At 62.7% G+C, this 24,145-nt stretch carries 23 protein-coding genes and 1 pseudogene; 6 read left to right on the forward strand and 18 right to left on the reverse strand.

Annotated elements, in window-relative coordinates:
* Positions 1-9 precede the first annotated feature (9 nt).
* A complete protein-coding gene (locus ACVWYI_RS23095) occupies positions 10-1,038 on the forward strand; it encodes an ABC transporter permease (RefSeq protein WP_354049571.1) in 1,029 nt (342 codons plus the stop codon).
* 323 nt (positions 1,039-1,361) lie between these two features.
* Here ACVWYI_RS23095 and ACVWYI_RS23100 read toward each other — a convergent pair whose 3' ends face one another.
* Together ACVWYI_RS23100 and ACVWYI_RS23105 are read right to left on the reverse strand one after the other, a co-directional pair.
* The gene (locus tag ACVWYI_RS23100; protein WP_456663297.1) at positions 1,362-2,066 is read right to left on the reverse strand and encodes an L-2-amino-thiazoline-4-carboxylic acid hydrolase; all 705 of its coding nucleotides are present in this window, start codon (positions 2,064-2,066) and stop codon (positions 1,362-1,364) included.
* 39 nt (positions 2,067-2,105) lie between these two features.
* Positions 2,106-2,498, reverse strand: a complete 393-nt coding sequence (locus ACVWYI_RS23105; protein ID WP_456663298.1) for a RidA family protein — start codon at positions 2,496-2,498, stop codon at positions 2,106-2,108.
* A gap of 128 nt (positions 2,499-2,626) precedes the next feature.
* Between ACVWYI_RS23105 and ACVWYI_RS23110 the strand changes: the two genes are divergently transcribed.
* Complete coding sequence (locus ACVWYI_RS23110) at positions 2,627-3,250, forward strand: LysR family transcriptional regulator (protein ID WP_456663299.1); 624 nt, start codon at positions 2,627-2,629, stop codon at positions 3,248-3,250.
* Between the two features lie 512 nt (positions 3,251-3,762).
* Here the strand turns inward: ACVWYI_RS23110 and ACVWYI_RS23115 are convergent.
* A complete protein-coding gene (locus ACVWYI_RS23115) occupies positions 3,763-4,029 on the reverse strand; it encodes a hypothetical protein (RefSeq protein ID WP_456663300.1) in 267 nt (88 codons plus the stop codon).
* A gap of 747 nt (positions 4,030-4,776) precedes the next feature.
* Here ACVWYI_RS23115 and ACVWYI_RS23120 point away from each other — a divergent pair.
* From ACVWYI_RS23120 to ACVWYI_RS23135, 4 genes are read left to right on the forward strand one after another with little or no spacing between them, the layout of a single operon-like run.
* Positions 4,777-5,949 (forward strand): efflux RND transporter periplasmic adaptor subunit, encoded by a 1,173-nt coding sequence (locus ACVWYI_RS23120; protein WP_456663301.1) that lies wholly within the window; start codon positions 4,777-4,779, stop codon positions 5,947-5,949.
* Between the two features lie 26 nt (positions 5,950-5,975).
* Entirely contained in the window at positions 5,976-6,671 is a 696-nt protein-coding gene (locus ACVWYI_RS23125; RefSeq protein ID WP_456663302.1) for an ABC transporter ATP-binding protein, read from the forward strand.
* A gap of 24 nt (positions 6,672-6,695) precedes the next feature.
* The gene (locus ACVWYI_RS23130; protein WP_456663303.1) at positions 6,696-7,526 is read left to right on the forward strand and encodes an ABC transporter permease; all 831 of its coding nucleotides are present in this window, start codon (positions 6,696-6,698) and stop codon (positions 7,524-7,526) included.
* A gap of 28 nt (positions 7,527-7,554) precedes the next feature.
* Complete coding sequence (locus tag ACVWYI_RS23135; RefSeq protein WP_456663304.1) at positions 7,555-7,926, forward strand: FtsX-like permease family protein; 372 nt, start codon at positions 7,555-7,557, stop codon at positions 7,924-7,926.
* A gap of 202 nt (positions 7,927-8,128) precedes the next feature.
* Here ACVWYI_RS23135 and ACVWYI_RS23140 read toward each other — a convergent pair whose 3' ends face one another.
* From ACVWYI_RS23140 to nuoL, 15 genes and pseudogenes are all read right to left on the reverse strand, one after another.
* On the reverse strand, positions 8,129-8,341 hold the full coding sequence (locus ACVWYI_RS23140) for a hypothetical protein (protein ID WP_456663305.1): 213 nt from the start codon (positions 8,339-8,341) through the stop codon (positions 8,129-8,131).
* Positions 8,342-8,545: 204 nt separating this feature from the next.
* Positions 8,546-9,583 carry an ABC transporter ATP-binding protein gene (locus ACVWYI_RS23145; protein ID WP_456663306.1) on the reverse strand — a complete coding sequence of 346 codons (1,038 nt, stop codon included), beginning with the start codon at positions 9,581-9,583 and terminating at the stop codon, positions 8,546-8,548.
* Entirely contained in the window at positions 9,576-10,556 is a 981-nt protein-coding gene (locus ACVWYI_RS23150; protein ID WP_456649690.1) for an ABC transporter ATP-binding protein, read from the reverse strand. Before ACVWYI_RS23150 ends, ACVWYI_RS23145 begins: the two co-directional genes overlap by 8 nt.
* Positions 10,553-11,374 carry an ABC transporter permease gene (locus ACVWYI_RS23155; protein WP_151649942.1) on the reverse strand — a complete coding sequence of 274 codons (822 nt, stop codon included), beginning with the start codon at positions 11,372-11,374 and terminating at the stop codon, positions 10,553-10,555. Before ACVWYI_RS23155 ends, ACVWYI_RS23150 begins: the two co-directional genes overlap by 4 nt.
* Positions 11,371-12,294 (reverse strand): ABC transporter permease, encoded by a 924-nt coding sequence (locus tag ACVWYI_RS23160; protein WP_247447417.1) that lies wholly within the window; start codon positions 12,292-12,294, stop codon positions 11,371-11,373. The genes ACVWYI_RS23155 and ACVWYI_RS23160 overlap by 4 nt, the downstream gene beginning before the upstream one ends.
* A gap of 60 nt (positions 12,295-12,354) precedes the next feature.
* Positions 12,355-13,944: an ABC transporter substrate-binding protein gene (locus ACVWYI_RS23165; RefSeq protein WP_456663307.1), complete on the reverse strand. Its 1,590-nt coding sequence runs from the start codon at positions 13,942-13,944 to the stop codon at positions 12,355-12,357.
* 129 nt (positions 13,945-14,073) lie between these two features.
* Complete coding sequence (gene mtnK, locus ACVWYI_RS23170; RefSeq protein WP_456663308.1) at positions 14,074-15,360, reverse strand: S-methyl-5-thioribose kinase; 1,287 nt, start codon at positions 15,358-15,360, stop codon at positions 14,074-14,076.
* Positions 15,361-15,395: 35 nt separating this feature from the next.
* Entirely contained in the window at positions 15,396-15,743 is a 348-nt protein-coding gene (locus ACVWYI_RS23175) for a hypothetical protein (protein WP_456663309.1), read from the reverse strand.
* A gap of 32 nt (positions 15,744-15,775) precedes the next feature.
* Entirely contained in the window at positions 15,776-16,051 is a 276-nt protein-coding gene (locus ACVWYI_RS23180) for a DUF1467 family protein (RefSeq protein WP_247349302.1), read from the reverse strand.
* 10 nt (positions 16,052-16,061) lie between these two features.
* Positions 16,062-16,466 (reverse strand): methylmalonyl-CoA epimerase, encoded by a 405-nt coding sequence (mce, locus tag ACVWYI_RS23185; protein ID WP_106944962.1) that lies wholly within the window; start codon positions 16,464-16,466, stop codon positions 16,062-16,064.
* Positions 16,467-16,535: 69 nt separating this feature from the next.
* On the reverse strand, positions 16,536-18,206 hold the full coding sequence (locus tag ACVWYI_RS23190) for a ribonuclease J (RefSeq protein ID WP_456663310.1): 1,671 nt from the start codon (positions 18,204-18,206) through the stop codon (positions 16,536-16,538).
* A complete protein-coding gene (locus ACVWYI_RS23195) occupies positions 18,206-19,012 on the reverse strand; it encodes a biotin--[acetyl-CoA-carboxylase] ligase (protein WP_456663311.1) in 807 nt (268 codons plus the stop codon). Before ACVWYI_RS23195 ends, ACVWYI_RS23190 begins: the two co-directional genes overlap by 1 nt.
* A 1-nt stretch (position 19,013) precedes the next feature.
* Positions 19,014-20,450, reverse strand: coding sequence for an NADH-quinone oxidoreductase subunit NuoN (nuoN, locus tag ACVWYI_RS23200; RefSeq protein ID WP_247349307.1), 1,437 nt, complete (start codon positions 20,448-20,450; stop codon positions 19,014-19,016).
* A gap of 22 nt (positions 20,451-20,472) precedes the next feature.
* A complete protein-coding gene (locus ACVWYI_RS23205) occupies positions 20,473-21,981 on the reverse strand; it encodes an NADH-quinone oxidoreductase subunit M (protein WP_247447335.1) in 1,509 nt (502 codons plus the stop codon).
* Positions 21,982-24,082, reverse strand: a pseudogene (nuoL, locus tag ACVWYI_RS23210) (NADH-quinone oxidoreductase subunit L).
* Positions 24,083-24,145 lie beyond the last annotated feature (63 nt).

Genomic DNA, 24,145 nt, shown 5'->3' on the forward strand with positions numbered 1-24,145 from the left:
AGAAGCACCATGGCGAGCAGTGAGACGGCACCGGCGGCGAGGCAACGGGCGCGCGGGTTAGCGCCCTTCCTGCGCTCGCAGATGCGCAACATCGCACCGTTCCTGACGCTGATTTTCCTGTCCGGGTTCTTCGCCCTCGCCAGCCCCTCCTTCGCGACGCTGGACAATCTCGGCAACATCCTGACGCAGGTGTCGGTCACGGGCGTCATCGCCGTCGGCCTCACCTTCGTGATCCTCTGCGCGGAGATCGACCTCTCGATCGCCAGCATCGCCAACGTCACCGGCATCGCGGTCGCCTACTTCACGGTTCAAGAATCCTACGTCAACATTCCCAACATTCCCCTCCCCGGCGCTGCGGCGATCCTGCTGGCCATTCTGCTCTGCGCGGCTCTCGGCCTCGTCAATGCGCTGGGCCTGACCGTGATCGGCATCCCCTCCTTCATCATGACTTTGGCGATGATGCAGATCGCGGCCGGCATCTCCGCGCTGCTGGTGCGCGGCCAGATCGCCTACAAGGTGCCTGACGTGATCACCACGCTCGGCTCCGGATCGATCGGCGGCATTCCCTGGATCGTCATCGTCGCCGCGATCATGCTGCTCGGCGGCCATCTGGTGCTGACCTACACGCGCTTCGGCCGCTACGTCTACATGGTCGGGGGAAATCGCGAGGCCGCCGAATATGCCGGCCTCAACGTCAAGCTCATTCTCGGCGCGGTGATGGTGATCTCGGCGGTCTGCTCCGGCATCGGCGGCATGCTCGGTGTCGCCCATTTCGGCAGCGCGCAGCAGAACGAATTCGACACTTACCTGCTCGACTCCATCGCCGCCGTCGTCGTCGGCGGCACCAGCCTGTTCGGCGGCCGCGGCGGCATCGGCAACACCATCGTCGGGCTGTTCGTGCTTGGCGTGCTCAACAACGGCCTCGACCACGTCAACATCGACAGCTTTTTGAAGATCCTGATCCGCGGCCTGATCCTGCTCTTGGCCCTGATCATCAACGTCTACGCGCAGCGGCTGAGGGAAAAGGCGGCGGAGTAGACAGCCATCAAAACAAAAAGCGCGAAAACAACCCCATGCACAGTAGAAACTGTGAGGAAGTTCAGCCGCTTACAATATTCGCAATTGCGTGATTGCGACCGCGCCGACGTTTGACTCGTCGGGCAAAACAGGCGCACGATGTCATTGTGGCGCTTGGCGTCGGTGGACTCAGAGTCACGCTCAAGTTCCGTCATTGCGAGCGCAGCGAAGCAATCCAGACTGCCGCCACGGAAAGATTCTGGATTGCTTCGCTACGCTCGCAATGACGATGTGACAGCAGGGCAATCCAGCCTCCCCTCGATCGCCGAGCATGAGAACGCGGCTTAACTGTCCGACTTCTCTTCCAGCGCGAGCTGCGAGAACCGGAAATTGCAGTGGCTCGCACCGCCCGCTAACGTCTGTGTCCTTTCCAGCCGGATGCCTCGCGCTGCGTAGGCGACGAAATCGAGTCCGCAGATGTTCGGCAGAATGTCCTTGTCGCCATGGCGCGCCGCGAATTTGCAGAAGCCGCAGGCCTTGTAGTTGATCCCGAACTCGAAATTGTCTTTTGGACCCGGCTCGACGAAATCGTAGGCGAAATCTTCCGGAAACTCGTTCTGATGGCTGTCAGTCATGCTGGTGGCCGCCTGCTCGCGCAGCAAAGCCTGGTTCTCCGGCGACATGAATTGACGCCCCGAGGCGAGACGTTCCGCTTCTGATACGGTCAGCAATTGCGCCCTGTAGGTTTCCCGCTCGATCTCGCCGATCACAGGCAGCGGCACGCCGTGCCGCCGCAGTACCCGACTGATGGCCATGAAGCCCATCAGGCGCATGAAGAAATCGCTCATGCGACTGGCCGCGCCGCCGACATAGGGCATCTGTGTGAGCACGATCTCGAATTCGTCCATCACCTCCTGCCTGATCCCGTCGATCTCGGTGAGATGCGCGCGCTCGCGCAACATCGCATCGGCAAGGTCGAGCCGCTGGCGCATGGCCGCTTCCATAGCGCTCCGATACGTCTCGTAGAAGGGATGCATGTTTTCAGCCATTGGACGCCCGATATGATTGGTTCATTCGCGAAGCCGGTTTCATTCCGCGGCGATCGCCTCGATCTCCAGCAGCCATTTGCTGTCGACGGTCTCGACGATCACGACCGTCAGCGCGGGCTGGTGTTCCCCGAGCACCGCGCAACGAATGGTGCGGTTGGTCACGACCTGATTGCGGTCGGTCAGAAACGTGGTCAGCTTCACCAGATGCTCGACGCCAAGGCCTGCGGCGGCGAGCACCTCCATCACGTTGCGCCAGGCCTGCTCGCATTGCGCCTCGAAACCATCGGGCACGGTGCCGTCGGTTCTCTCAGGCACCTGGCCGCTGATGAACAAGAGGCGGCGGTGCTGCGTCAATTCAACTCCCAAGCTGTAACCACCGGCGGGAGCATGGACCGTTGCGGGATTATGGCTGACGACGTGAACTGGCGGCATAGGGTTTCTCCGGATTGCGGGCCGACCCTATGCGGCGACATTGCCGTGGCGCAAAGCATTGTTGCTGCGGTTCAACGCAAGAAAATCTATTGCAAGGCCGCGGCCCATCAGTGTCAAAGTGGAGCACGATGACCTACACCCTTCCACCCCTCAACGCGCTCCGCGCCTTCGAAGCCGCTGCCCGCCATCTCAGCTTCAAGCTGGCCGCGCACGAGCTGCACGTGACGCCCGCCGCCGTGGGGCAGCAGGTGAAAGCGCTGGAGGCGCGCCTCGGCGTGCAGCTGTTCGAGCGGCTGCATAAGCAGCTCATCCTCACCGCGGCCGGTCAGGCCTATTTGCCCGGGGTCTCCGAAGGCTTTCGCCACATCGCGGAGGCGACCTCGCAATTGAAACCGGCGGGTGCGGTACTGCTGCAGTTGGGCGTTCATGGCAGCTTCGACCTGCGCCGCCTCGAATTGGCGGAGTTTCGCGGCGCGCATGCGGAGATCGGTTTGCGGGTGCTCCAGCCCGCCGGCCTGCACGAATTGGTCGAGGGCAAGGTCGACCTGCTGATCGCCCGGGGTCTCAGCCGCCATCCGGGCTATCGCTGCGACCGGGTCGATGCGGGATCCGGCTTGGGCGATTGGCTGATCGCGCCTGAAGGCACGGCGGATTGCCCTGAGATCGTCAGCTTCCGCGAATGGCTGCGCGCCCTGCCGGCCGAAAACCCGCTCGCAAACCGCCGCCCGCGTCTGGTCGGCATCAGACGATAGGCTCGACCGGCAATCGTAGCCTCGCTGCGGCGGCGTTCGACACATCTGGCAAAACAGAAGCACGGTGTCATCATGGCGTCCGGCGTGTCCGTGGCAGCGCTCCCAAATGCTCCGACGTTCACCGCAAACAATGCCCCGTCATCCTGAGGGGCTGTCAGTTTTCTAGCTACCAGTAGCGCAATGCTTCAGGGAAGCGGCTTCGGAACAAATGATCTTCCAGAGAATGGTGCCGGCTCGAGCCCAACGAAGATGGCGGGACTGCCAAATTTACCACCTTCGACCCATCTCCCGTTCGTTATGCCAGGAAGCATCTTCTCGCTCCACTTCCCACTGATAAGAACCCCGGCATCTCGGAAAGCGCCGACAACGAGATCTACTACATTGTGCTGACTATCTTGTTCGACGATAGCAACACCCGTAGTTGACACTGCCGTGCCAAAGCTACTTGGGAACTGAACATCCTGTGTTCCAGCAAGCTTCATGCGAGCATCGATACCGGCAGTCTGCAGAGACTAGCTTATCTGGAAAGCGTATCTGTTCGCCTCTACGTCCGCGAGTGCATAGAGATAGACGCGGTCGATCTTTCCCTTCAAAGAGGCGCCGATCTTTGCGATCGGCTCATTCGTTAAGCGCCGAGCGGACACCTCTTCGGTGATCATTGCCTCTATCTTAACGGCCTTCGCGCACCTTGGCGAACGGCGGCCGGCACGCTTCTCGTCGATACTGATCCATTCATGTTCAGTCGCCGCGCCCAGCTTCTCGGTCTGGCAAAACGCCATGCTATTTCCGCCATTCTCGATCGGTGGGAGTACGCCGGAGGCCGGGGAGTGCGAGGCGGATTTGCAGCCCAAGGGCCGATTCTGACGTGCTTGTCAGAAACTAATTCATTCGTCATCGGACATTGAGCGCTATCCCGTAAGATATAGGAACCGCAGGAGATCAACCGTATTCACACTTGGCCAACAGCGCAGCTGACGAGTTCGCTGCGCGTTGGCGCACCTCAATTCAGAAGAGGAGTTGATGATGATGAGGAAACTCACGATCCTGGCCGCAGGCGCATCCCTGCTTGCAGGGGCCTGCCCGAGCTATGCAGCGGACCATCTGTTTACCGCCGTGGCTGCGGGCGGACTTTCGACCACGACGAGCCAACCATTCCTGAACGGCGCCAACAATCCGGGTCGTCCGGGCGACGAAGTCCCAGGTCAAGGCAGCGTGTTCCAGGGCGAGGACCATACCGTCCCGGCAACGGATACGACGACCGGGGTAAAGACTCTTAAGACACCCCCGCCGGCACTGAGCGGGACGAAGACTGTGCCCACTGGCAGCCCTTCGGTGCCCTAATCCGGCCGACTGCGATCGTTTCGGATCGCGCCAAAAGCGGCGCGTTCACCATCAGGTCTTCTGGTCTGATCGCGCCGCCTGCCGCATTACCAAGGATTACGTTCAGCATGGAGCACCGCAAGCGCTAATGCGGCGAGATCATCATTCGCACGGATAATCAACTGAGTTTGCCTCGAAGCCTTCTGATGCGCGCAGCACTGGGAGGCGCTGCAATTGCTGTTGCGTATCCGTTGTGGGCACCGGATAGCCCGGTTTCCGCAATTGGGGATGATCATGACAATCTGCGCTACGTCAGCATCACGCGCGATAATGTTGTTCAGAACATCACTGCTGCCGGAACGCTCGAAGCCGTCGACACCGTCGAGGTCAGCTCACAGCTATCGGGTCAGGTCGCCAAACTCATGGCTGACCACAATTCCCGCGTTCGCGCGGGCGAACCGCTTGCGGCCCTTGACGGTGCGACCTTTGAAGTCCTGCTCAAGGAAGCGGAGGCTGCGCTCGCGGTCGCACTGGCACAACAGGAAGAGGCCAACGCAGCCATCGAGGGCGCACGGGCACACTACGATGACGCTTTGCGGGAGCTTCAGATCAAGGCCACGCTCAGCAAGAACGGCAGTGTTTCCCAGCGCGACGCCGAGCGAGCACAGATGACGGCTCGGGCGCTCGCCGCGGAATTGTCCGCGGCCAAGGCGCGCGAGCAGGTACGCACGGCCGGGGTAATGGCTGCGCGCGCTTCTCTGGAACGGGCTCGACTTGACCTCGAACGAAGCACCATCAAGTCACCGATCGATGGGGTCGTAATTCGGCGCAGCGTCGAGCTTGGCCAAACGCTGGCTGCGAGTCTGCAGGCGCCGACGCTCTTCACCATCGCGCGTGATCTTTCGGACATGCGCGTAAATGCATTCGTCAGCGAGGCCGATATCGGCGCAGTGCGAATCGGGCAGCGCGTCCTCTTCGGCGTGGATTCATATCCGGGCCGAGCGTTCGAGGGGCGCGTGATCGAGATTCGGAAGGCTGCGCGGATGATCCAAAATGTCGTGACCTACACCGCGATGATTTCGGCGCCCAATCCGGACGGCTTGCTGCTTCCGGGAATGACGGCCGACGTCCGCATCCTGGTTCAGGAGCGTCAAGACGCGATGGTGGTTCCCAACGCCGCGCTGAGCTTTCGTCCGACCCGATACGACGGAAACAATCCTGCGCCCGGTCAGGGCGTGATCTGGCTCCGCGCGAAATCGGGTCATTTGGCTGTCGCCACCGTGTCACTAGGCGCTACCGGAGATTCGCTCACTGAGATCCGGTCGCCAGATCTCAAAATAGGCGAACAGGTTGCCGTCGGTTATCGGAGCAAACACTAGATTGGAGCCGCTTTGCCGGTTAGCGCATGCGATCGCTCGTCACTCTCGACCATATCAACAAACAGCACCGGCTCGGTGACCAAACGATTCGCGCATTGTCCGACGTAAGCCTGAAGATTGATCGCGGAGAATTCGTCGCGGTCATGGGCCCATCGGGATCGGGAAAATCGACGTTACTTTCGATTCTCGGCTGCCTCGATCATCCCTCGCGCGGGCGCTATTTTCTTGATGACGAAGATATACTAGTGCAGTCGAAGGGGCGCTTGAGCGAGCTGCGAAACCGGCGCATCGGGTTCATCTTTCAAAACTTCAACTTGCTGCCGCGGCTGACCGCACTCGAGAATGTCGGCTTGCCGCTATTCTATCGGCGCGAGCCGCTACGGAATCCGACAGCGAGGGCGCGCGCTGTGCTTGAGCGGGTGGGGCTGGGCGGCCGAATGCACCATATGCCTGCCCAGCTTTCGGGAGGTGAGCAGCAGCGGGTTGCCATCGCGCGGGCGATCGTCAACGGTCCCGACCTTCTCCTGGCCGACGAACCGACCGGCGCACTGGACACCAGCACGCGCGATGCCATTCTTGCTCTTCTTGGCGAATTGCAGCGCGCGGGCCTCACAGTCGTGCTTGTGACCCATGATCCTGAGGTCGCGGCGTACGCGGGGCGCAGGATCAGGCTACGGGACGGCGCAATTGTCGACGACCAGGGATGTGATGCTACCTCATGAGCTTCTGACCCGCGTGCGGTTCCAATGCGATCATTCAGTTATATCTATCTGGCGTTTCGGTCGTTGCGTGTGCACATACTGCGCTCCATTCTCGCAGTGACCGGCGTTGTCATCGGTATTGCTGCCGTCCTGATCGTGGTCGCGGTGGCGGAGGGAGCCCGTGCCGAGGTTTCGAGGCAGATCAACTCGCTTGGATCAAATCTGCTGCTCGTGCAACCTGGCGCGCAGGTCGCGCAGGGCGTACGACAGCAGGCGGGCACCATCCTATCGCTCACGACGGGCGATGCAATCGCTGTCGCCCGCGAAGTGCCCGATGTCGTTATCGCGGCACCGTTCGTCGGCGAGCAAAAGACGACGATATCAGGAGACCTGAACTGGTCGACACTTGTTGCCGGTGTGACGCCCGTTTTTTTTGAAGCGCGCGGGTGGAATCTTGCGGAAGGTCAGCTGTTCAACGACGCGCAAGTCGCATCGGCCGCAAAAATAGCCGTCATCGGTCATACCGTGGCACGTGAACTGTTCCGGGGCAGTGATCCACTTGGCCGTTTTGTCCGTATTGAACGCACGTCCTATCTCGTGATAGGCACGCTTGCCGAGAAGGGGCAGGATTTCACGGGCCGAGACCAGGATGACGTCATGTTCATTCCGCTGTCGTCGGCGAGAATCTTCGCCATTGGACGCAGTCAGGCCAATCCCGATGCCGTGCATTCGATTCTGGTGAAAACCGAATCCGCTCAGTCGATGTCCGCGGCAGAAACCGCGATTGCACGCGTCCTACGGCAACGTCACAAGATCGTCAGGCGGGGGCGACGATTTTCGAATTCAGAACCTCATTCAGGTCGCCCAGACGCGTGACCGCGCCTATCGCCAGTTCACGTTGCTGGTGTCCGCGCTTGCAGGAATCTCATTGCTGGTCGGCGGTATTGGGGTGATGAACATCATGCTCGTGTCGGTGACCGAACGGATCAATGAAATAGGCATTCGACTGGCATTCGGTGCCCGACCGCAAGACATCCGTCGACAGTTTCTGTTGGAAGCGGTGCTCCTGTGCACTATCGGCGGCCTGTTGGGACTGGCCGTTGGCTACGCATGCGCGCGCGTTGTGCCCTCCGCGCTGGGTTGGCCAACCGAGTTCAACGAACGAATGGCGCTGATCGCGATCGCCTGCTCTAGTCTCACCGGCATTATCTTCGGTCTGCTACCCGCTCAGCGGGCTGCACGCTTGGATCCGGCGGCGCTGCTAAGATCCAGGTAAACGGTAACTCGGCGCACCTAAACATCCGTGGCGCACCACTCTCGACCCGTGCGCAAGACATGGTGATGATCAGGTCGGCGCCATACCAGTGACGTCCGGAAGTGGTCCCTTACGGACCTATAGATGCTGTAGTAGATTTGTCGGCTGCCGACCGAACTGAGACATTCGCGCGTGGCTTCTGTCCCGCGTTTTGCGTTTACGACTACGGCGGTTCTTCGCTCGCCCCGGTCGCCTCGTGGTTGATCGTGACACCCGCCGAACGCAAGCAGGTCAGCAATACGGTTCTTACACTGGCCGGATCGAATCCAATATCCTTGGCGTTTGGTGGATGTGCTTCGCTGCCCTTCAATCGGAGCGCCAAGTGCAAGTGCTCGCAAAGGTGCTGAACAACGAGATCGACCTGATCGTCAGTCATGATCTGCCTCTCCTGCTACCATCTTGCTACACAACTAGGTAGCACACATGAAAATGGGGTGGTACGCGATTGGACTGCCCCACGGATCAACCCCACGCGATTGTTCATGGGCGGGCTCCAAAATCGTTCGCCTATCGGGGCGGATCGGAGGTGACTAGCGGGCATTAGAACGACGCTTTTGACCCACAACGGTCGCCCTCCGTCCTAGGGACGTCCACCCTCGGCTGAGACCAATACCGCCTGACCGTCAATCTCGTCAGCTCGCCAGCACCGGACCGAGTGTCCGTCGGAACGCGTTTCAAGCGACGGTCCAGGCTCGCTCCGACACACCGCCTCGGCATACCGGCACCGCGGACTAAACGCGCATCCGTTCGGCGGATTGAGGGGATTGGGAAGGTCGCCGCCTGTCGTCGCGAGCGGTGCATGGTGCAGGGGATCGGGGATGGCGGCGATCAGGGCTTGCGTATAGGGGTGCGCGGGCCGTTCGAAGATTTCGCGCCAGTCGCCGTTCTCGACGATGCGGCCGAGATACATCACGGCTACCCGGTCGCTCATGTGTTCGACCACGCCGAGGTCGTGGCTGATCATGATGAACGACAAGCCGAGCGTTTCCTTCAGTTCCAGCAGCAGATTGATGATCTGCGCACGGATCGAGACATCCAGCGCCGACACGGGCTCGTCGCAGATGACGATTTTGGGATTGAGGATCAGGGCGCGCGCGATGCCGATGCGCTGGCGCTGGCCGCCGGAGAATTCATGCGGGTAGCGGTCGGCCTGTTCGGGCCGCAGGCCCACATGCCGCAGCATGATCGCAACGCGGTCCTCGATCTCGCTTGCGGCGGTCACGCCATGCACGCGCAGGGGATCTTCAAGCGTGCGACGAACGGTCTGGCGTGGATTGAGCGAGGCGTAGGGGTCCTGAAACACCATTTGCACGATGCGGGCCAGCGCCTTTCGATCGCCGGATGGCCGGCCCGTCACGACCTGCCCGTCCACCACGATGCGGCCGCGCGTCGGGGTCTGGAGACCAAGGATCGACAATGCGACCGTCGACTTGCCGGAGCCGGACTCGCCGACGAGGCCGAGGCATTCGCCCCGCTTCAGCCTGAGATCGACACCGTCGACGGCGCGGAGCAGCCGACGGCCGCGCCCCAGCAGGCCGCCTCCGAGCGGAAAATGGACCGCAAGATCCTCGACGCTGAGAATGACATCGTCGTCGGGCCTTCCCTGCGGCTCATGCATGGTGATGACACCTGACCAGACCGCCGGCCTCCAGCAAATCCGTTCCCGGCACGGTGGTCCGGCAAATATCGGTCGCATGCGCGCAGCGCGGATTGAACCGGCAGCCATGCGGGAAATTCGTGATGGCCGGCACGACGCCCGCGATCTCCTTCAGCCTGGTGCGGCCAAGCGCGGCGCGGCTGCCGAGCCGCGGCAGCGAGGCCACCAGGCCTCGCGTATAGGGATGCGAGGGCGCCCGGAAGATATCGGCCGAGCCGCGCTCCTCGACGATGCGGCCGGCATACATTACGGCCACGCGGCGACAGACATTGGCGACCAGGCCGAGATCGTGGCTGATCATCAGGATTGCCGTTCCTCTCTCGGCGCATAAATTCCGCATCAGCTCGATGATCTCGGCTTGCACGGTCACGTCGAGTGCCGTTGTCGGCTCGTCGGCGATCAGGAGATCCGGACCGCATGCGAGCGCAATGGCGATCATCACGCGCTGACGCATGCCGCCTGACAGCTGGTGCGGGTAATCCTTCACGCGTCGCTCCGGCGCGGGGACGCGGACGCTGGCCAGCGCCTCGACTGCGAGCTGGTTGGCTTCCCGCCAGCTCTTGCCCTTGTGCAGCACGAACATCTCGGCGATCTGCCGGCCCACGGGCGACACCGGGTTCAACGCCGTCATCGGCTCCTGGAAGATCATGGCGATGCGATTGCCGCGCAGCTCCCGTTGCCTGCCGGCTGAAAGTTGCTGGATCTCCCTGCCCTCGAACCGGATGGCGCCGCCGCCGATCGACAACGGCTGCCGCAACAGGCCGATCAAAGCGAGCGCCGTGATACTCTTGCCGCAGCCGGATTCGCCGACAAGGCCGAATGTCTCGCCGCGATCGATGCGGAATGAAATGCCCTCGACCGCCGCAACGCGCCTCGATCCATCGTTGAGGTCGATACGCAAATCCTCGACCTCGATCAGCGGCGGCCCGGTCATGTGCGCCGGCTCCGCGATTGTGGATCGAGAATGTCGCGCAACCCGTCGCCGAGCAAATTGAGGCCGAGCACCGTCAGGAAGATGGCAAGACCGGGAAAGACCGAGAGCCACGGTGCCGTCGTGATCTGGTCGCGGGCATCCGACAACATGCTGCCCCAGCTCGGAAACGGCGGGCGCACGCCGAGGCCGAGGAACGACAATGCGGCTTCGGACAGCACCGCGCTACCCATGCCGAGTGTGCCGATGACGACGATCGGCCCTAACATGTTCGGCAGCAGCTGCGTGATCATGATGCGCAGATCGCCGTAGCCGAGCACGGTCGCGGCCTGCACATAGCCCTGGCTCCTGAGCGACAGCGCCGAGGCCCGTGCGATCCGGCACGTGAAAGACCAGTTGGTCAAGCCGAGTGCGATCAGCAGGCTGGTCAGGCCGGGACCAAGCACCGCCATGATGGCCAGCGCGAAGATCAGCGATGGGATCGCGAGCATGACGTTGGTCAGGCCGTTGACGACATCGTCCCACCAGCCGCCCCAATAGCCGGCGCTCAGGCCCAGCGCGACGCCGATGACGCTGTTGATGAGCTGCGAGACGATGCCGACCGTCAGCGAGACGCGCGCGCCGTAGACGACGCGGGAATAAATGTCGCGGCCCTGGTCGTCGGTGCCGAACCACCAGGTCCAGCTCGGGGGCTCTTCCGCATTCAACAAATTGGCGTCCATGACGGGATCGGTATGGGCCAGCCAGGGCGCGAGCAGGCCGACCAGGATGGCGAGCGCGAACAGCGCGCCGCCGATGATGAGATTGGCGCGCAGCTTCATGCGTATCTGATCCTGGGATCGATCACGCCGTAGAGCAGGTCGATCAGCAGATTGATCGCGAGAAAGGCCAGCACCACCACGAGAATGGATCCTTGAACGGCCGGAATGTCGCGCTGCAGGACACTGTCAACCAGCAGCGAGCCGATGCCGGGCCAGGAGTACAATTTCTCGACGACCACCGCCTGCCCCATCAACGCGCCGAACTGCAGGCCGACGGTGGTGAGAATGATGACAAGCGCATTGCGCATCACGTGCCACTTCACGACCCGTGTCTCGCTCATGCCCTTCGAGCGCGCAGTGCGCACGAAATCTGCGGTCATGATCTCGAGGACCGCAGCGCGTGTCGTCCGTGCGAACAGCGCCATCGGCGAGACGCCGAGCGTCACGGCCGGAAGGATCAGATATTTCAGTCCGCCATCACCATAGCCGAAACTCGGCAGCCAGCCGAGCTTCAACGCAAAGAAGTACATCAGCACCAGTCCAAGCCAGAATTTGGCGATCGAAAGGCCCGAGACCGCCACGACCATTGCGAGCGTGTCGACGATGCCGCCAGGCTTCAGCGCTGCGATGAAGCCCAGCGGCACGCCGATCACGACGGCAAGTGCCATGGCGGCGAAGATGAGTTGCAGCGTCGGCCACATCCGTTTGGCGATCATGGTCGTGACAGGTTCGCGGGTCCGGAACGATGTTCCGAAATCACCTGTCGCGAGCTTGGCGATGTAGGCGCCGAACCGCACATAGACGGGATCGTCGAGGCCGAGCTGCTTCTTCATGCGCAGCTCGACCTGTGGATCGCTGTCGTCGCTCATGGACGAGACGATGCTGCCGGGAACGACGCTGAACAGCACGAAGACCAGCAGCACGACGGCGAGCACGGTCGGAATGGTTTGCAGGAGACGACGGAACAGGAAGGGGAGCATCGGCACTTTTCCTCTCTCCCTCCATCGTTCGTTGCGATGGAGGGAGCCCGAGAGCGCGTGTCACTTCGCGGGCGAGGTCTCGTCGACCCAGAGGTCTTCGACGTTCTGATGGGTCAGCTCCGTCGCGTTCAGCTGAATCCCCTTGAGCCACGGCTGCACCGCCATGACCGCCTTGTTGTAGTTGAAGAACCAGACCGGCGCCTCTTCGTAGAGCAGGGCGTTGGCCTTTTGCAGCAGCTGGGCGCGCTTGGCGGGATCGTCGGCCTGTCCGGCCTCATCGACCATCTTGTCGAAGTCGGCATTTTTGAAGTTCATGTAGTTGCAGGCTGGTTGCGGCGTCGCCGAGTGGAAGCATTTGAGGGCGGCCTGCGGATCCGGGCCGCTCGCCTGGGAATAGATGAAGGCCTGGTAATCGCCGCTGCGAACCACCTCCGCCAGTACCGCGGTCTCGACCTGCTTGACTTTCACCTTGATGCCGACCTTGTCCAGCATCGGGATGACGGCCGAGACGATCGGCAGACCCCAGCTTTCATTCTGGCTGGTGGTCCATTCGAATTCGAAGCCCGAGGGATAGCCGGCGTCAGCGAGCAGCTGCTTGGCCTTGGCGGGATCGAAGGCGTAGGGCTTCATGGCCTTGTCGTAGGCGGGCGAGGTCAGCGGCAGCCAGCTGGTGGCGCGATAGGCCTTGCCCTTGACCAGCTTGTTGATGATCAGGTCGGTGTCGATCGCATAGTTGATCGCCTGCCGGACCCGCTTGTCGGCGAACGGCTTGAACGCGGGGTTCATCCCCATGTAGCGGGTGAAGACCTCGGCGACCTCGACGACGGTGCCCTTGAGGTCGGCGTCGTTCTGATAGGCGACATATTGCGCCGGTCCCAGCACCGAGGTGTCGATCTCCTTGTTGCGGAAGGCGACATCGCGTGCCGCGGCCTCGCCCATGACCGACACGATGATCTTGTCAGCGTAAGGCTTGCCGGGCTTGTAGAAGCGGTCCCACCGCTCCAGAACGATGCGCGATCCCGGTACGTGCTCGACGAACTTGAAGGGCCCAAGACCGATCGGCTTCTGGAGAAAGCTCTCCTTGGCGGCTTCGTCGGCGGGATAGATCGAAGTTATCGCGTTCCAGAAGTAGAAGCCTGGATCGACTTTCTCGGTCAGCTTCATCTCAAGTGTGACGTCGTCGATTTTCTTCAGACCGGAGATTTCCTTGGCCTGGCCCTTTTCGACCGCGGCCGCGCCCTCGATCACGCGGACATAGCGCGCGCCGGGATAGGCCTTGGTGCCGTCCATGATGCGGTTGTAGGTCCAGATGATGTCGTCCGCCGTCATCTTGCGGCCATTGTGGAAATAGGCGTCGTCGCGCAGCTTGAAGGTGTGAACGAGACCTCCGCCCGAGACGACGTCCTCCTTGGCAAGTTCCAGAACCGGCTTGCCTTCCGTGGAATTCCAGATGTAGAGCGACCGGTGCAGAGCCTTGGCGTAGATTTCGTCCTGGGCGCGCTGCGTCGTATGAATGTCCAGGCTTGTGAAGCTCGAGCCATAAGGCGCGGTCATGCGGATGGTTCCGCCCTTTCGCGGTGTCTGGGCCTCCGCCGAGGCGACGAGCGCCAGTCCAAAACCAGCGACGATTGCCACTATCCTGAAGATCATGTGTCCCCCAACAACGCAGGCGTGCTCCGGTTCGAGAGTTGACCATCCACGGCACGTCGAGCGCAAGCGCCTTGAAGGGGTTGACGTATGCGGGCGCAGAGCTCGGGCCCCGATTTGTGAGTACGCGCCCTAGCCAGTCGCGAGCTCCGGCTGCCAGTCGCGCAATTTTCGCGCTGCAGCAGTGACGTCCGCAATGGTGGGAAATGCCCCCGCCTCCAGCATCATCGTCCTTGCCAGCCTCACGGCGCGTGCTTCGCTGATCGCGCGCCGGCGCGGATCCTCGATCAGCTCGAAATCGATATTGTGGGCGAGACCGAAGATGCGGCGGATGGTTTTTGCCGCAGCGAAGCCGACCGTGTCGGCGAACAAGCGCTGCATGTAGACCTGCCGCTCGGCCTCAAGCCGCGCGGCGCCCTTCTCTCCTGCGAAGAGCGAGGCCGGGTAGGCATCTCCCGCCGCGCCAGCGCGCCAGAGGTCGAGGAATTTGCGGGCGAACTCGTTCCAGACCTCCTCGACGGTCTCAAGCACCCAGCCTTCAAAGGCGCGCCGGTCCCCCGGCGAGCGATCGCGGCCTGATGACGCGAAATAGGCCATCAGCAGGTTTGCCAGCACAGCGCCGACATCAAACCCCATCGGACCATAGAACGCGAACTCGGGATCGATCACCCGTGTTTGGCCCTCCGTCACCATGACCGAGCCGGTGTGAAGGTCGCCATGGAGCAGCGCCTCGGGGCTCGCCATGAATTTCAGCTTCAGCCGGGAGATGGCGACGTGCAATTCAATGTCATCGCGCAGATCCGCGGCGAGCGCATCGAGATACGGCACGGTCCAGTGGTTCTGTACGGCCACGCGGTAGGGATCGGTAAAGATCAAATCCTCGGTGATCTTGCACAGCGCATGGTTGCCGGCGAAGGCCGCGATGGCCTCCTTCTTGTCGGCCGCTGACAGCGCGAGGTCGGAGGTGAAGAACAAGGTCCGGGCCATGAAGGTGGTGATGTCATTGGCGAAGCCCGGATATTGCGTTCCCGCGACCATCCCCTTGCGCATGATGATGTGGGGCTCGAGCAGCTCCATCACCGTCAGCGCCAGCGCCTCGTCGTGATGCAGCAATGCCGGCACGAGTCCGGGCGCGAGCTGGGCCTGCCGGGACAGAGCGAGATATTCGTAATGGGCCCGGGACAGCGGCAGCGGCCAGCTCTCGCCGACGAGGCGGACATAGGGCAGCGCCTGCTTCACGGCGACACCGCTGCGGCCGCCCTTCACGATAAAGACGAGATTGAGGTTGCCGTCGCTGACTTCGGTGATCGACCAGGAGGCAGCCTCGCCGCCGAGAAGCGCCTTGAGGTCCGGAACGCCTGCGAGATAGTCCCGCAAGTCAGCCTCATGCAGAATCCGGTACCCCTCCGCCTGCGCCATGACGATCCCATCCCATGCTTGTCATGGCCGGATCGCTACTCCCGCTCCAGGAAGCTTGAGCCGATCTCGGCCTTTCTTTTGACCGGATCGTAATCGCAATAGACGTTGTCCGCCACCAGCGTGTAGCTGGCGCTGACATTGTATTTGTCGAGCTTGACCGAGTTCAGGCCGATGACTGAGGTGCTCTTGCCCCCGTTCCATTTGAACGGCGTCGAGCTCTTGGCCTGCTCGCAGGCCATCACCGCGTCGTTGAAGACGTAGCCCTCGACAAACGCCTTCAGGGTGCGCACCTGCGCGGCCATCTTCCACTCGAAATAGCCGATCGCACCGAGACCGGCGACGATCAGCACCAACAGCGCGATGACGATCCTCTGAAAAGTCATTCGTCCCCCCAAACCCACACAACCGGAAAATTCTAAAACGGCATTCCCATCAATTTCGACAGGCGTTCGATCGAGAGATAGCCGGCGTGATAGGCCGCTATGCCGATCCCGTAGATGATGGCCGAGATGATCGTGGTCCAGATCAGCTTGCGCCGCATGCCGGTCAGGATCGGTGCGCCGGGATCGGTGCCTGGCGTGCCCACGCCGTCCTCGTGCTGGCTGCGTACGCCGAACGGCAGCGTCAGAAACAGTGCAATCCACCAGATGACGAAGTAGATCGCGAGCGCGGTTGAGAGCTGGATCGCCATGGCTTCGGCCTTACGCCTGCTCGATTTCGACCAGCGCGCCGGAAAAATCCTTCGGATGCAGGAACAGCACCGGCTTGCCGTGGGCGCCGATCTTCGGCACGCCGTCGCCAAGCACGCGTGCGCCCTCCTTCACCAGCGTGTCGCGCGAGGCGATGATGTCGACCACCTCGTAGCAGACGTGGTGGATGCCGCCGTCGGCGTTGCGGTCGAGGAACTTTGCGATCGGCGAGGCCTCGCCGAGCGGCTCGATGAACTCGATCTTGGTGTTGGGCAGGGTCGCGAACACGGTGGTGACGCCATGCTCGGGCAGCGCGACGGCCTCCGAGATCTGGGCCCCGAATGCGGCGCCATAGATCCTGGCGGCCTTGACGGCGTCCTTGGTCGCAATCGCGACATGGTTGAGCCGGCCCAGCATGTTTCTTCTCCCTCAGAGCATGATCCGGAAAAGTGTGAAGCGGTTTTCCGATGAGATCATGCTCAAACTTTATACTGTCAGAACGTGTACCAGACAGGGGGGCTTTTTACCCCAATGTTCGTTGATCACGGAGCGGACAGCGCGTCGCACCGACTCAGCCAGCGCATCCGCGTCGCGACGGCGCGCCTTCGGCAGGCCTTCGATGGTGGAGACCACGGCGTCGAAGACGATGTCGTCGAAGGGCTCGCCCGCTTTGTTCTTCTCGGGGATGCCGATCAGATCGACCTCGGGATCGTCGACGAGCTCGCCTTGCTGCGTCATGGCGATAGCCACGAAGGCGCAGCCGGAGAAGGCCAAGCGGCGCCGCTCGATCACCGCGCGGGACTTGGAGTCCTCCAGAATCGTGCCGTCCTTGTAGAGACGGCCCGCGGGCACTTGTCCGATGATGCCGGGATCGCCGGGGCCGAGCTTGACCAGGTCGCCGTTGCGGCAGACCAGGACGCGCGGCACGCCGGCGGCACGCGCGAGCTTGGCGTGCTCGTTCAGGTGCAGGGCCTCGCCATGGACGGGGATCAGGAGCTGCGGCCTGGTCCAGGCGATCATATCGCGCAATTCGTCGCGGCGGGGATGACCGGAGACATGGACCAGGTGGTCGCGGTCGGTGATGACCTCCACACCCTGCAAAACCAGGCCATTGATGATGGCGCCGACCGCCTTCTCGTTGCCGGGAATGGTGCGCGAGGAGAAGATCACGCTGTCGCCGCGATTGAGCGTGATCTCGGGATGGTCGTCATTGGCGATGCGCGCCAGCGCGGCACGGGGCTCGCCCTGGCTGCCGGTGCAGAGCGCCAGCACCTTGTCTTGCGGCAGATGACCGTAGACCTCGGGGGAGCGGAAACTCTGCACGCCGTCGAGATAGCCGGTCTCGCGCGCGACCTGCACCACGCGCTCCATGGCGCGGCCGACCACGACGACCTCACGGTCGGCGGCCTTCGCAGCGATGGCGACCGCCTTGAGGCGCGCGACATTGGAAGCAAAGGTCGTGACTGCGACGCGGCCCTTGGCGGCCTTGACGAGTTCGGTGATGGATCTCGCAACCTCGGCTTCCGAGGGTGAGCGGCCGTCACGCACGGCGTTGGTGGAATCGCCGATCAAGGCGAGCAGGCCCTGATCGCCCAGCTCGCGGAGCCGCTTTTCGTCGGTCGGGCGGCCGATGATCGGGGTCGGATCGATCTTCCAGTCGCCGGTGTGCAGCACCGTGCCGACTTCGGTGTGAATCGCCAGCGCATGCGACTCCGGAATCGAGTGCGCGACGGGGATGAACTCGACGTTGAACGGACCGATATCGACGCGCCCGCCGGACGGCACCACCGTCACCGGGATCTTCGGCGCATTGCGCTCCGCGGCGCATTTGGCTTCGAACAGCGCGGCGCTGAACTGCGTCGCATAGATCGGGCATTTCAGCCTCGGCCACAGGTCGATGATGGCGCCGAAATGGTCCTCATGGGCGTGCGTCAGCACCAGGCCCATCAGGTTCTTGCGCTCCTTCTCCAGGAAGCTGATGTCAGGCATGATCAGGTCGATGCCCGGCAGATGCTCCTCGTCGCCGAAGGAGACGCCGAGATCGATTGCCAGCCAGGCGCGCTGCTGGCGGTTGCCGAGGCCGTAGATCGACAAATTCATGCCGATCTCGCCGACACCGCCGAGCGGTGCAAATACCAGTTCTTCAGGCTTCGCCATCACGCAGCTCCCACGGAGGCGGCCGAGCCAAAGAACACCTCGCCCGCGGCCACCGGCACGCGCCGGCCCTCCGCGGTGCGGACGATCAGGCAGCCGGTGTCGTCGATCGTGTCAAAAATGCCTTCCAGCGTCATCACTCCCGTGTGGATCGCAACCCGCTCGCCGAGGCCGGCGGCGCGCTCCAACCATAGCTTGCGGATCTCGGCAAAGCCGCGACCATTGTCCCAGATGCCGCGGAACTCCACCCAGGCGTCAGAGAGTGCCGAGAACAGCTCCTCCGCACTGATCTGGACGCCGAGCGCGGCGAGCGACACCGCCGGCGTCGGCGTGCCCTCAGGCGCGGCGACGACGTTGGTGCCGATGCCGACGACGATGGCAAGGCGTTCGCCGACGGCTTCGGCCTCAAGGCCGATACCGACCAGCTTCTTGCCGCCGGCAAGCACGTCGTTCGGCCATTTCAGGGTGTAGCGGGGACGACCCTCGCCGAGGCGCAGTGCAGCCTCCAGGCTCACCTTTTCCAGGGCGGCCTCCTCGGCCAGCCCGGCCGCAAAGCCGATCGTCGCGGCGACAGACGGGGCAACGTCCAGGACTTCGAGGACGCTGGCGGCGAGGTTGCCCTTTGGCGCGATCCAGGCACGCTGACGTCGGCCACGGCCCGCGGTCTGCTCCGACGTGACGAACCACATCGGGCCGCGTTCGCCGCCCCTCGCGTGCTCGATCGCCTCGGTATTGGTCGAGCCGGTCCGTTCGAAAGCCGCGAGCTTGTAGCCCGCCGACAGAGCGCTGGGACCGAGCGCGAATGCCATCCTAGAACAGCGACTTTGCCGCGGCGGAGGCGACGCTCACCACCGGACCCGCGAACAGGGCGAACAGGATATTGAACAGGCCCGCGACCGCCAGCACCGTCCGCACCTCGACCCTGACAGGATCGACCTGCCCGGCCGGCTCGTCGAAATACATCGTCTTGACGATGCTGAGATAATAGTAGGCGCCCACCACGCTGGTCAGCACGCCGACGACAGCGAGCGTGAACAAATTCGCCTTGATGGCGGCGACGAAGACGTACCATTTGGCAAAGAAGCCGGCGAGCGGCGGGATGCCGGCGAGCGAGAACAGCAGCATCGCGAACATGAAGGCGAGCAGCGGATTGGTCCGCGACAAACCGGCGAAATCGCTGATTTGCTCGACGGGCTGGCCGTTGCGCTTCATGGCGAGGATGACCGAGAACGAACCGAGCGTCATCGCGACATAGATCACGATGTACATCAAGACGCCCTGCGCGCCCTCGACCGTGCCTGCGGCAAGGCCGACCAGGGCAAAGCCCATGTGGCCGATCGACGAATAGGCCATCAGGCGCTTGATGTTGCTCTGGCCGATCGCGGCGAACGAGCCCAGCGCCATCGAGGCGATTGCCACGAACACCAGGATCTGCTGCCACTGCGAGACGATGCCCGGGAATGCGGTGAGCGTGACGCGGGTGAAGACCGCGAGCGCGGCGACCTTCGGCGCCGAGGCGAAGAAGGCGGTGACCGGAGTCGGCGCACCCTCGTAGACGTCTGGCGTCCACATGTGGAACGGGACCGCCGAGACCTTGAAGCAGAGGCCGGCGAGCAGGAACACCAGGCCGAACACCAGGCCGACATTCGAGACGGTCGCGGCCGCCGCGATGCCGGTGAAGGTCACAGTACCGGTGAAGCCATAGATCAGAGAGGAACCGTACAGCAGCATGCCCGAGGATAGCGCGCCGAGCACGAAGTACTTCAGACCGGCTTCGGTCGACTTGGCGTTGTCGCGGTTCGAGGTCGCCACGACGTAGAGCGCGAGCGACATCAATTCGAGGCCCAGATAGAGCGAGATCAGATCGCCGGCCGAGATCAGCACCATCATGCCGAGAGTCGAGAGCAGCACCAGGATCGCGTATTCGAAGATGCGGCGCGACGGGTCGGACAGGAACTCGGTCGACAGCACCAGCGTCACCGCCGAGCCGATCAGGGCCAGTATCTTCATGAAGCGGGCAAAATCATCGACGATGAAGCTGCCGCCGAAGGTCACCTGCTTGCCCGCGGGCAGCATGTATTCGAGCACGCCGACCACGATCAGGAGCAGCACCGCAAGCGTCGTGACCGTCTTGGTGGTCTCCTGCCCGCGATAAGCGCCGAGCATCAGCAGCGCCATGGCGCCGATTGCGAGCACGAGCTCGGGCAGCACCGGCGCCAGTTGATAACCTGCAGTCTCAAAGCTCATGGCGATATCCTGACCTGCCCGCTCACTGGAGCAGTGCGGCGGCCTTCACGGCCGTCACAGCGGTGTTGTAATTGTTGACGAGTTGCTGGACCGAGGCCGCCGACATGTCGAGCACCGGCTTCGGGTAGATGCCGAACAGGATCGTCAGCGCGATCAGCGGGAACAGCATCAGGCACTCCCGGAAGGTGAGATCCTTCATGCTCATCAGCGACGGCTTGACCAGCGCTCCGAACACCACCTTGCGGTAAAGCCAGAGCGCGTAGCAGGCCGACAGGATCACGCCGAAGGTGGCGAAGAACGCGGTCGGGATCGAGACCTTGAAGGTGCCGAGCAGCGTCATGAACTCGCCGACGAAGCCGGAAGTGCCGGGCAGACCGACATTGGCCATGGTGAAGACCATGAAGGTCAGCGCGTAGAGCGGCATCCGGTTGACGAGGCCGCCATAGGCCGCGATATCGCGGGTATGCATGCGGTCGTAGACGATGCCGACGCAGAGGAACAGCGCGCCGGAGACGATGCCGTGCGAGATCATCTGGAACACGCCACCGGCGACGCCCTGCATCGTGCCGGCAAAGATGCCCATGGTAACGAAGCCCATATGCGCCACTGAGGAGTACGCAATCAGCTTCTTCATGTCCTCCTGCATCAGCGCCACCAGCGAGGTGTAGATGATGGCGATGGCCGAGAGCGTGAACACAAGCGGCGCGAAATCATGCGACGCCAAGGGGAACATCGGCAGCGAGAAGCGCAGGAAGCCATAGCCGCCCATCTTCAGGAGGATCGCGGCGAGGACCACGGAGCCTGCGGTCGGCGCCTCGACGTGCGCGTCGGGGAGCCAGGTGTGTACCGGCCACATCGGCATCTTCACCGCGAACGAGGCGAAGAAGGCCAGCCAGGCCCAGGTCTGCAACGAGCGCGGCACGGCCGTGTGCATCAGGGTCGGGATGTCGGTGGTGCCGCCGTTCCAGTACAGCGCCATGATGGCGAGCAGCATCAGGACCGAGCCGAGCAGCGTGTAGAGGAAGAACTTGAAGGACGCGTAGACCCGGCGCGGACCGCCCCAGACCCCGATGATCAGGAACATCGGGATCAGGCCGCCTTCGAAGAACAGGTAGAACAGCACGAGATCGAGCGCCGAGAAGGTGCCGATCATCAGCGTTTCCAGGATCAGGAACGCCATCATGTATTCGCGGACGCGGTTGGTGATCGCCTTCCAGCTCGCGATGATGCAGAACGGCATGATGGCGGTGGTCAGGATCACCAGCGGCAGCGAAATGCCGTCCACGCCCATGTGATAGGTGATGCCGGTGGCGAGCCAGTTCGCCTTCTCGACGAACTGGAAGTCGGCGTTCGACGCGTCGAACCGCATGACCAGGATCACCGACACCGCGAAGGTGATCAGCGTGGTCCAGAGCGCGATCCAGCGCGAGTTGCGCCGGGCCGCCTCGTCATCGCCGCGGCTGAGATAGACGATCAGCGCGCCGACCAGCGGCAGAAACGTCGTGACGGATAGAATTGGCCAGGTTGTCATTTACTGGCCTCCAAAGCCGAACATGAACCAGGTGATCAGGCCGGCGGCACCGATCAGCATGGCGAACGCGTAGTGGTAGAGATAGCCGGTCTGGGATCTTCACGACGTTGCGGGTGACATCCAGCACGCGGGCCGAGATGCCATCGGGGCCGAGGCCGTCGATGATGAAGCCGTCGCCCTTCTTCCAGAGCTGATAGCCGATCCACTTCGCCGGACGGACAAAGATGAGATCGTAGAGCTCGTCGAAGTACCATTTGTTGAGCAGGAACTTGTACAGCATCGGCTGCGTGTTCGCGAGCTCGACCGGTAGATAGGGCCGGCGGATGTAGAACAGGTACGACACCAGGAAGCCCAGCACCATCATCACCGTCGGCAGGAAGGCGATGGTCTCGGGGATGTGGTGCATCCCCTCGATGATGTGCGGATTCATCTTCACGGACTCGCGGAAGAACTCCTCGATGCCGTGACCGGCAAACAGCTCCTTGAACGGGAAGCCGGCCAAGATGGAGCCGACCGCGAGCACGCCGATCGGGATCAGCATCCAGATCGGCGCTTCATGCGCAGCCTCATAGTGATGCTCGTCATGGGGCTCGCCGTGGAAGGTCTTGAAGATCAAGCGCCACGAATAGAACGAGGTCAGGCCGGCCGCGACGACCGTCATCAGGAAGCCGTACATCGCGAACGGATTGTGCGAGGCGTAGGCGGACTCGATGATCGCGTCCTTGGAGAAATAGCCGGCGGTCAGCGGGAAGCCGGTGAGCGCGAGCGTGCCGACCACCATCACCGCGTAGGTGTAGGGGATCTTGCGCCAGAGGCCGCCCATGTTGCGGATGTCCTGCTCGTGATGCATCGCGTAGATCACCGAGCCGGAGCCCAAGAACAAGAGCGCCTTGAAGAAGGCATGCGTGAACAGATGGAACATGCCGACCGAATAGGCCCCTGCTCCCATCGCCACGAACATGTAGCCGAGTTGCGAACAGGTCGAGTAGGCGACGATGCGCTTGATGTCGTTCTGGACGAGGCCGATGGTCGCCGCGAAGAACGCCGTGGTGGCGCCGAAGAACATCACGACGGCCTGCGCGTTCGGCGCGAGCTCGAACAGCGGCGACAGGCGCGCCACCATGAACACACCGGCGGTGACCATGGTCGCCGCGTGGATCAGCGCCGACACCGGGGTCGGGCCCTCCATCGCGTCCGGCAACCAGGTGTGCAGAAGGAACTGCGCCGATTTGCCCATCGCGCCCATGAACAGCAGCAGGCAGGTCAGGGTCAGCGCATCGGCGTGCCAGCCGAGGAAGTCGATGGTCTTGCCGGTCAGGCTCGGAGCTGCATGGAAGATGGTCTCGAAATCGGTCGAGCCGACCAGCAGGAAGATCGCGAAAATGCCGAGCGCGAAGCCGAAATCGCCGACGCGGTTGACCACGAAGGCCTTGATGGCGGCCGCGTTCGCCGACGGCTTCTGGTACCAGAAGCCGATCAGGAGATAACTCGCCAGACCCACGCCTTCCCAGCCGAAGAACAGTTGCACGAGGTTGTCCGCGGTCACCAGCATCAGCATGGCGAAGGTGAACAGGCTGAGATAGCCGAAGAAGCGCGGCCGGTTCGGGTCCTCGTCCATGTAGCCGATGGAATAGAGGTGCACGAGCGAGGACACGGTGGTGACCACCACCAGCATCACCGCGGTGAGCGTGTCGACCCGCAGCGTCCAGTAGACCTGGAGATCGCCGGAGAGAATCCACGGCAACAGCGGAATGCGCATGTCGTGGTGCATGAAGCCGACGTCGACCAGCGTCATCCAGGACAGCGCTGCCGACACGAACAGGAACGCCGTGGTGATCAGCTCGGCGCCGCGCGAGCCCACCGCGGGCGGCTCGGAGACGTGATGGTCGTCGTGGCCGTCGCCGGGCTCGTGATGGGACTCCTGGATGACCGACGCATCCTCGTTGATCGTATCGGACGCATGCGCCTGTGCGCCGTGTCCGTGATCATCGTGGTGCTCGACCGTGTCGCCCGAGGGGTTGCGGGCATGCGCGCCGAACAGCGCGATCATGCCGGCCAGAATGGCCCCCAGCAGAGGCAGAAAGACGATTGCCTGGACCATGACTTATTTCTCTTTGCGCATGATCTGACCGGAAAACCGGTATCCACTTTTCCGGATCATGCG

It is taken from the genome of Bradyrhizobium sp. LB13.1 (genome assembly GCF_054056815.1).

Bases quoted from the DNA above. Each gene is read 5' to 3' on its own strand.
- ACVWYI_RS23205 (WP_247447335.1), bottom strand. From the start codon at position 21,981: ATGACAACCTGGCCAATTCTATCCGTCACGACGTTTCTGCCGCTGGTC.
- ACVWYI_RS23100 (WP_456663297.1), bottom strand. From the start codon at position 2,066: ATGGCTGAAAACATGCATCCCTTCTACGAGACGTATCGGAGCGCTATG.
- ACVWYI_RS23175 (WP_456663309.1), bottom strand. From the start codon at position 15,743: ATGACTTTTCAGAGGATCGTCATCGCGCTGTTGGTGCTGATCGTCGCC.
- ACVWYI_RS23110 (WP_456663299.1), top strand. From the start codon at position 2,627: ATGACCTACACCCTTCCACCCCTCAACGCGCTCCGCGCCTTCGAAGCC.
- ACVWYI_RS23165 (WP_456663307.1), bottom strand. From the start codon at position 13,944: ATGATCTTCAGGATAGTGGCAATCGTCGCTGGTTTTGGACTGGCGCTC.
- ACVWYI_RS23145 (WP_456663306.1), bottom strand. From the start codon at position 9,583: ATGCATGAGCCGCAGGGAAGGCCCGACGACGATGTCATTCTCAGCGTC.
- ACVWYI_RS23195 (WP_456663311.1), bottom strand. From the start codon at position 19,012: ATGGCATTCGCGCTCGGTCCCAGCGCTCTGTCGGCGGGCTACAAGCTC.
- nuoN (WP_247349307.1), bottom strand. From the start codon at position 20,450: ATGAGCTTTGAGACTGCAGGTTATCAACTGGCGCCGGTGCTGCCCGAG.
- mce (WP_106944962.1), bottom strand. From the start codon at position 16,466: ATGCTGGGCCGGCTCAACCATGTCGCGATTGCGACCAAGGACGCCGTC.
- ACVWYI_RS23105 (WP_456663298.1), bottom strand. From the start codon at position 2,498: ATGCCGCCAGTTCACGTCGTCAGCCATAATCCCGCAACGGTCCATGCT.
- ACVWYI_RS23160 (WP_247447417.1), bottom strand. From the start codon at position 12,294: ATGCTCCCCTTCCTGTTCCGTCGTCTCCTGCAAACCATTCCGACCGTG.
- ACVWYI_RS23125 (WP_456663302.1), top strand. From the start codon at position 5,976: ATGCGATCGCTCGTCACTCTCGACCATATCAACAAACAGCACCGGCTC.
- ACVWYI_RS23155 (WP_151649942.1), bottom strand. From the start codon at position 11,374: ATGAAGCTGCGCGCCAATCTCATCATCGGCGGCGCGCTGTTCGCGCTC.
- mtnK (WP_456663308.1), bottom strand. From the start codon at position 15,360: ATGGCGCAGGCGGAGGGGTACCGGATTCTGCATGAGGCTGACTTGCGG.
- ACVWYI_RS23115 (WP_456663300.1), bottom strand. From the start codon at position 4,029: ATGGCGTTTTGCCAGACCGAGAAGCTGGGCGCGGCGACTGAACATGAA.
- ACVWYI_RS23190 (WP_456663310.1), bottom strand. From the start codon at position 18,206: ATGGCGAAGCCTGAAGAACTGGTATTTGCACCGCTCGGCGGTGTCGGC.
- ACVWYI_RS23095 (WP_354049571.1), top strand. From the start codon at position 10: ATGGCGAGCAGTGAGACGGCACCGGCGGCGAGGCAACGGGCGCGCGGG.
- ACVWYI_RS23150 (WP_456649690.1), bottom strand. From the start codon at position 10,556: ATGACCGGGCCGCCGCTGATCGAGGTCGAGGATTTGCGTATCGACCTC.
- ACVWYI_RS23130 (WP_456663303.1), top strand. From the start codon at position 6,696: ATGCGATCATTCAGTTATATCTATCTGGCGTTTCGGTCGTTGCGTGTG.
- ACVWYI_RS23180 (WP_247349302.1), bottom strand. From the start codon at position 16,051: ATGGCGATCCAGCTCTCAACCGCGCTCGCGATCTACTTCGTCATCTGG.
- ACVWYI_RS23120 (WP_456663301.1), top strand. From the start codon at position 4,777: ATGCGCGCAGCACTGGGAGGCGCTGCAATTGCTGTTGCGTATCCGTTG.
- ACVWYI_RS23140 (WP_456663305.1), bottom strand. From the start codon at position 8,341: ATGACTGACGATCAGGTCGATCTCGTTGTTCAGCACCTTTGCGAGCAC.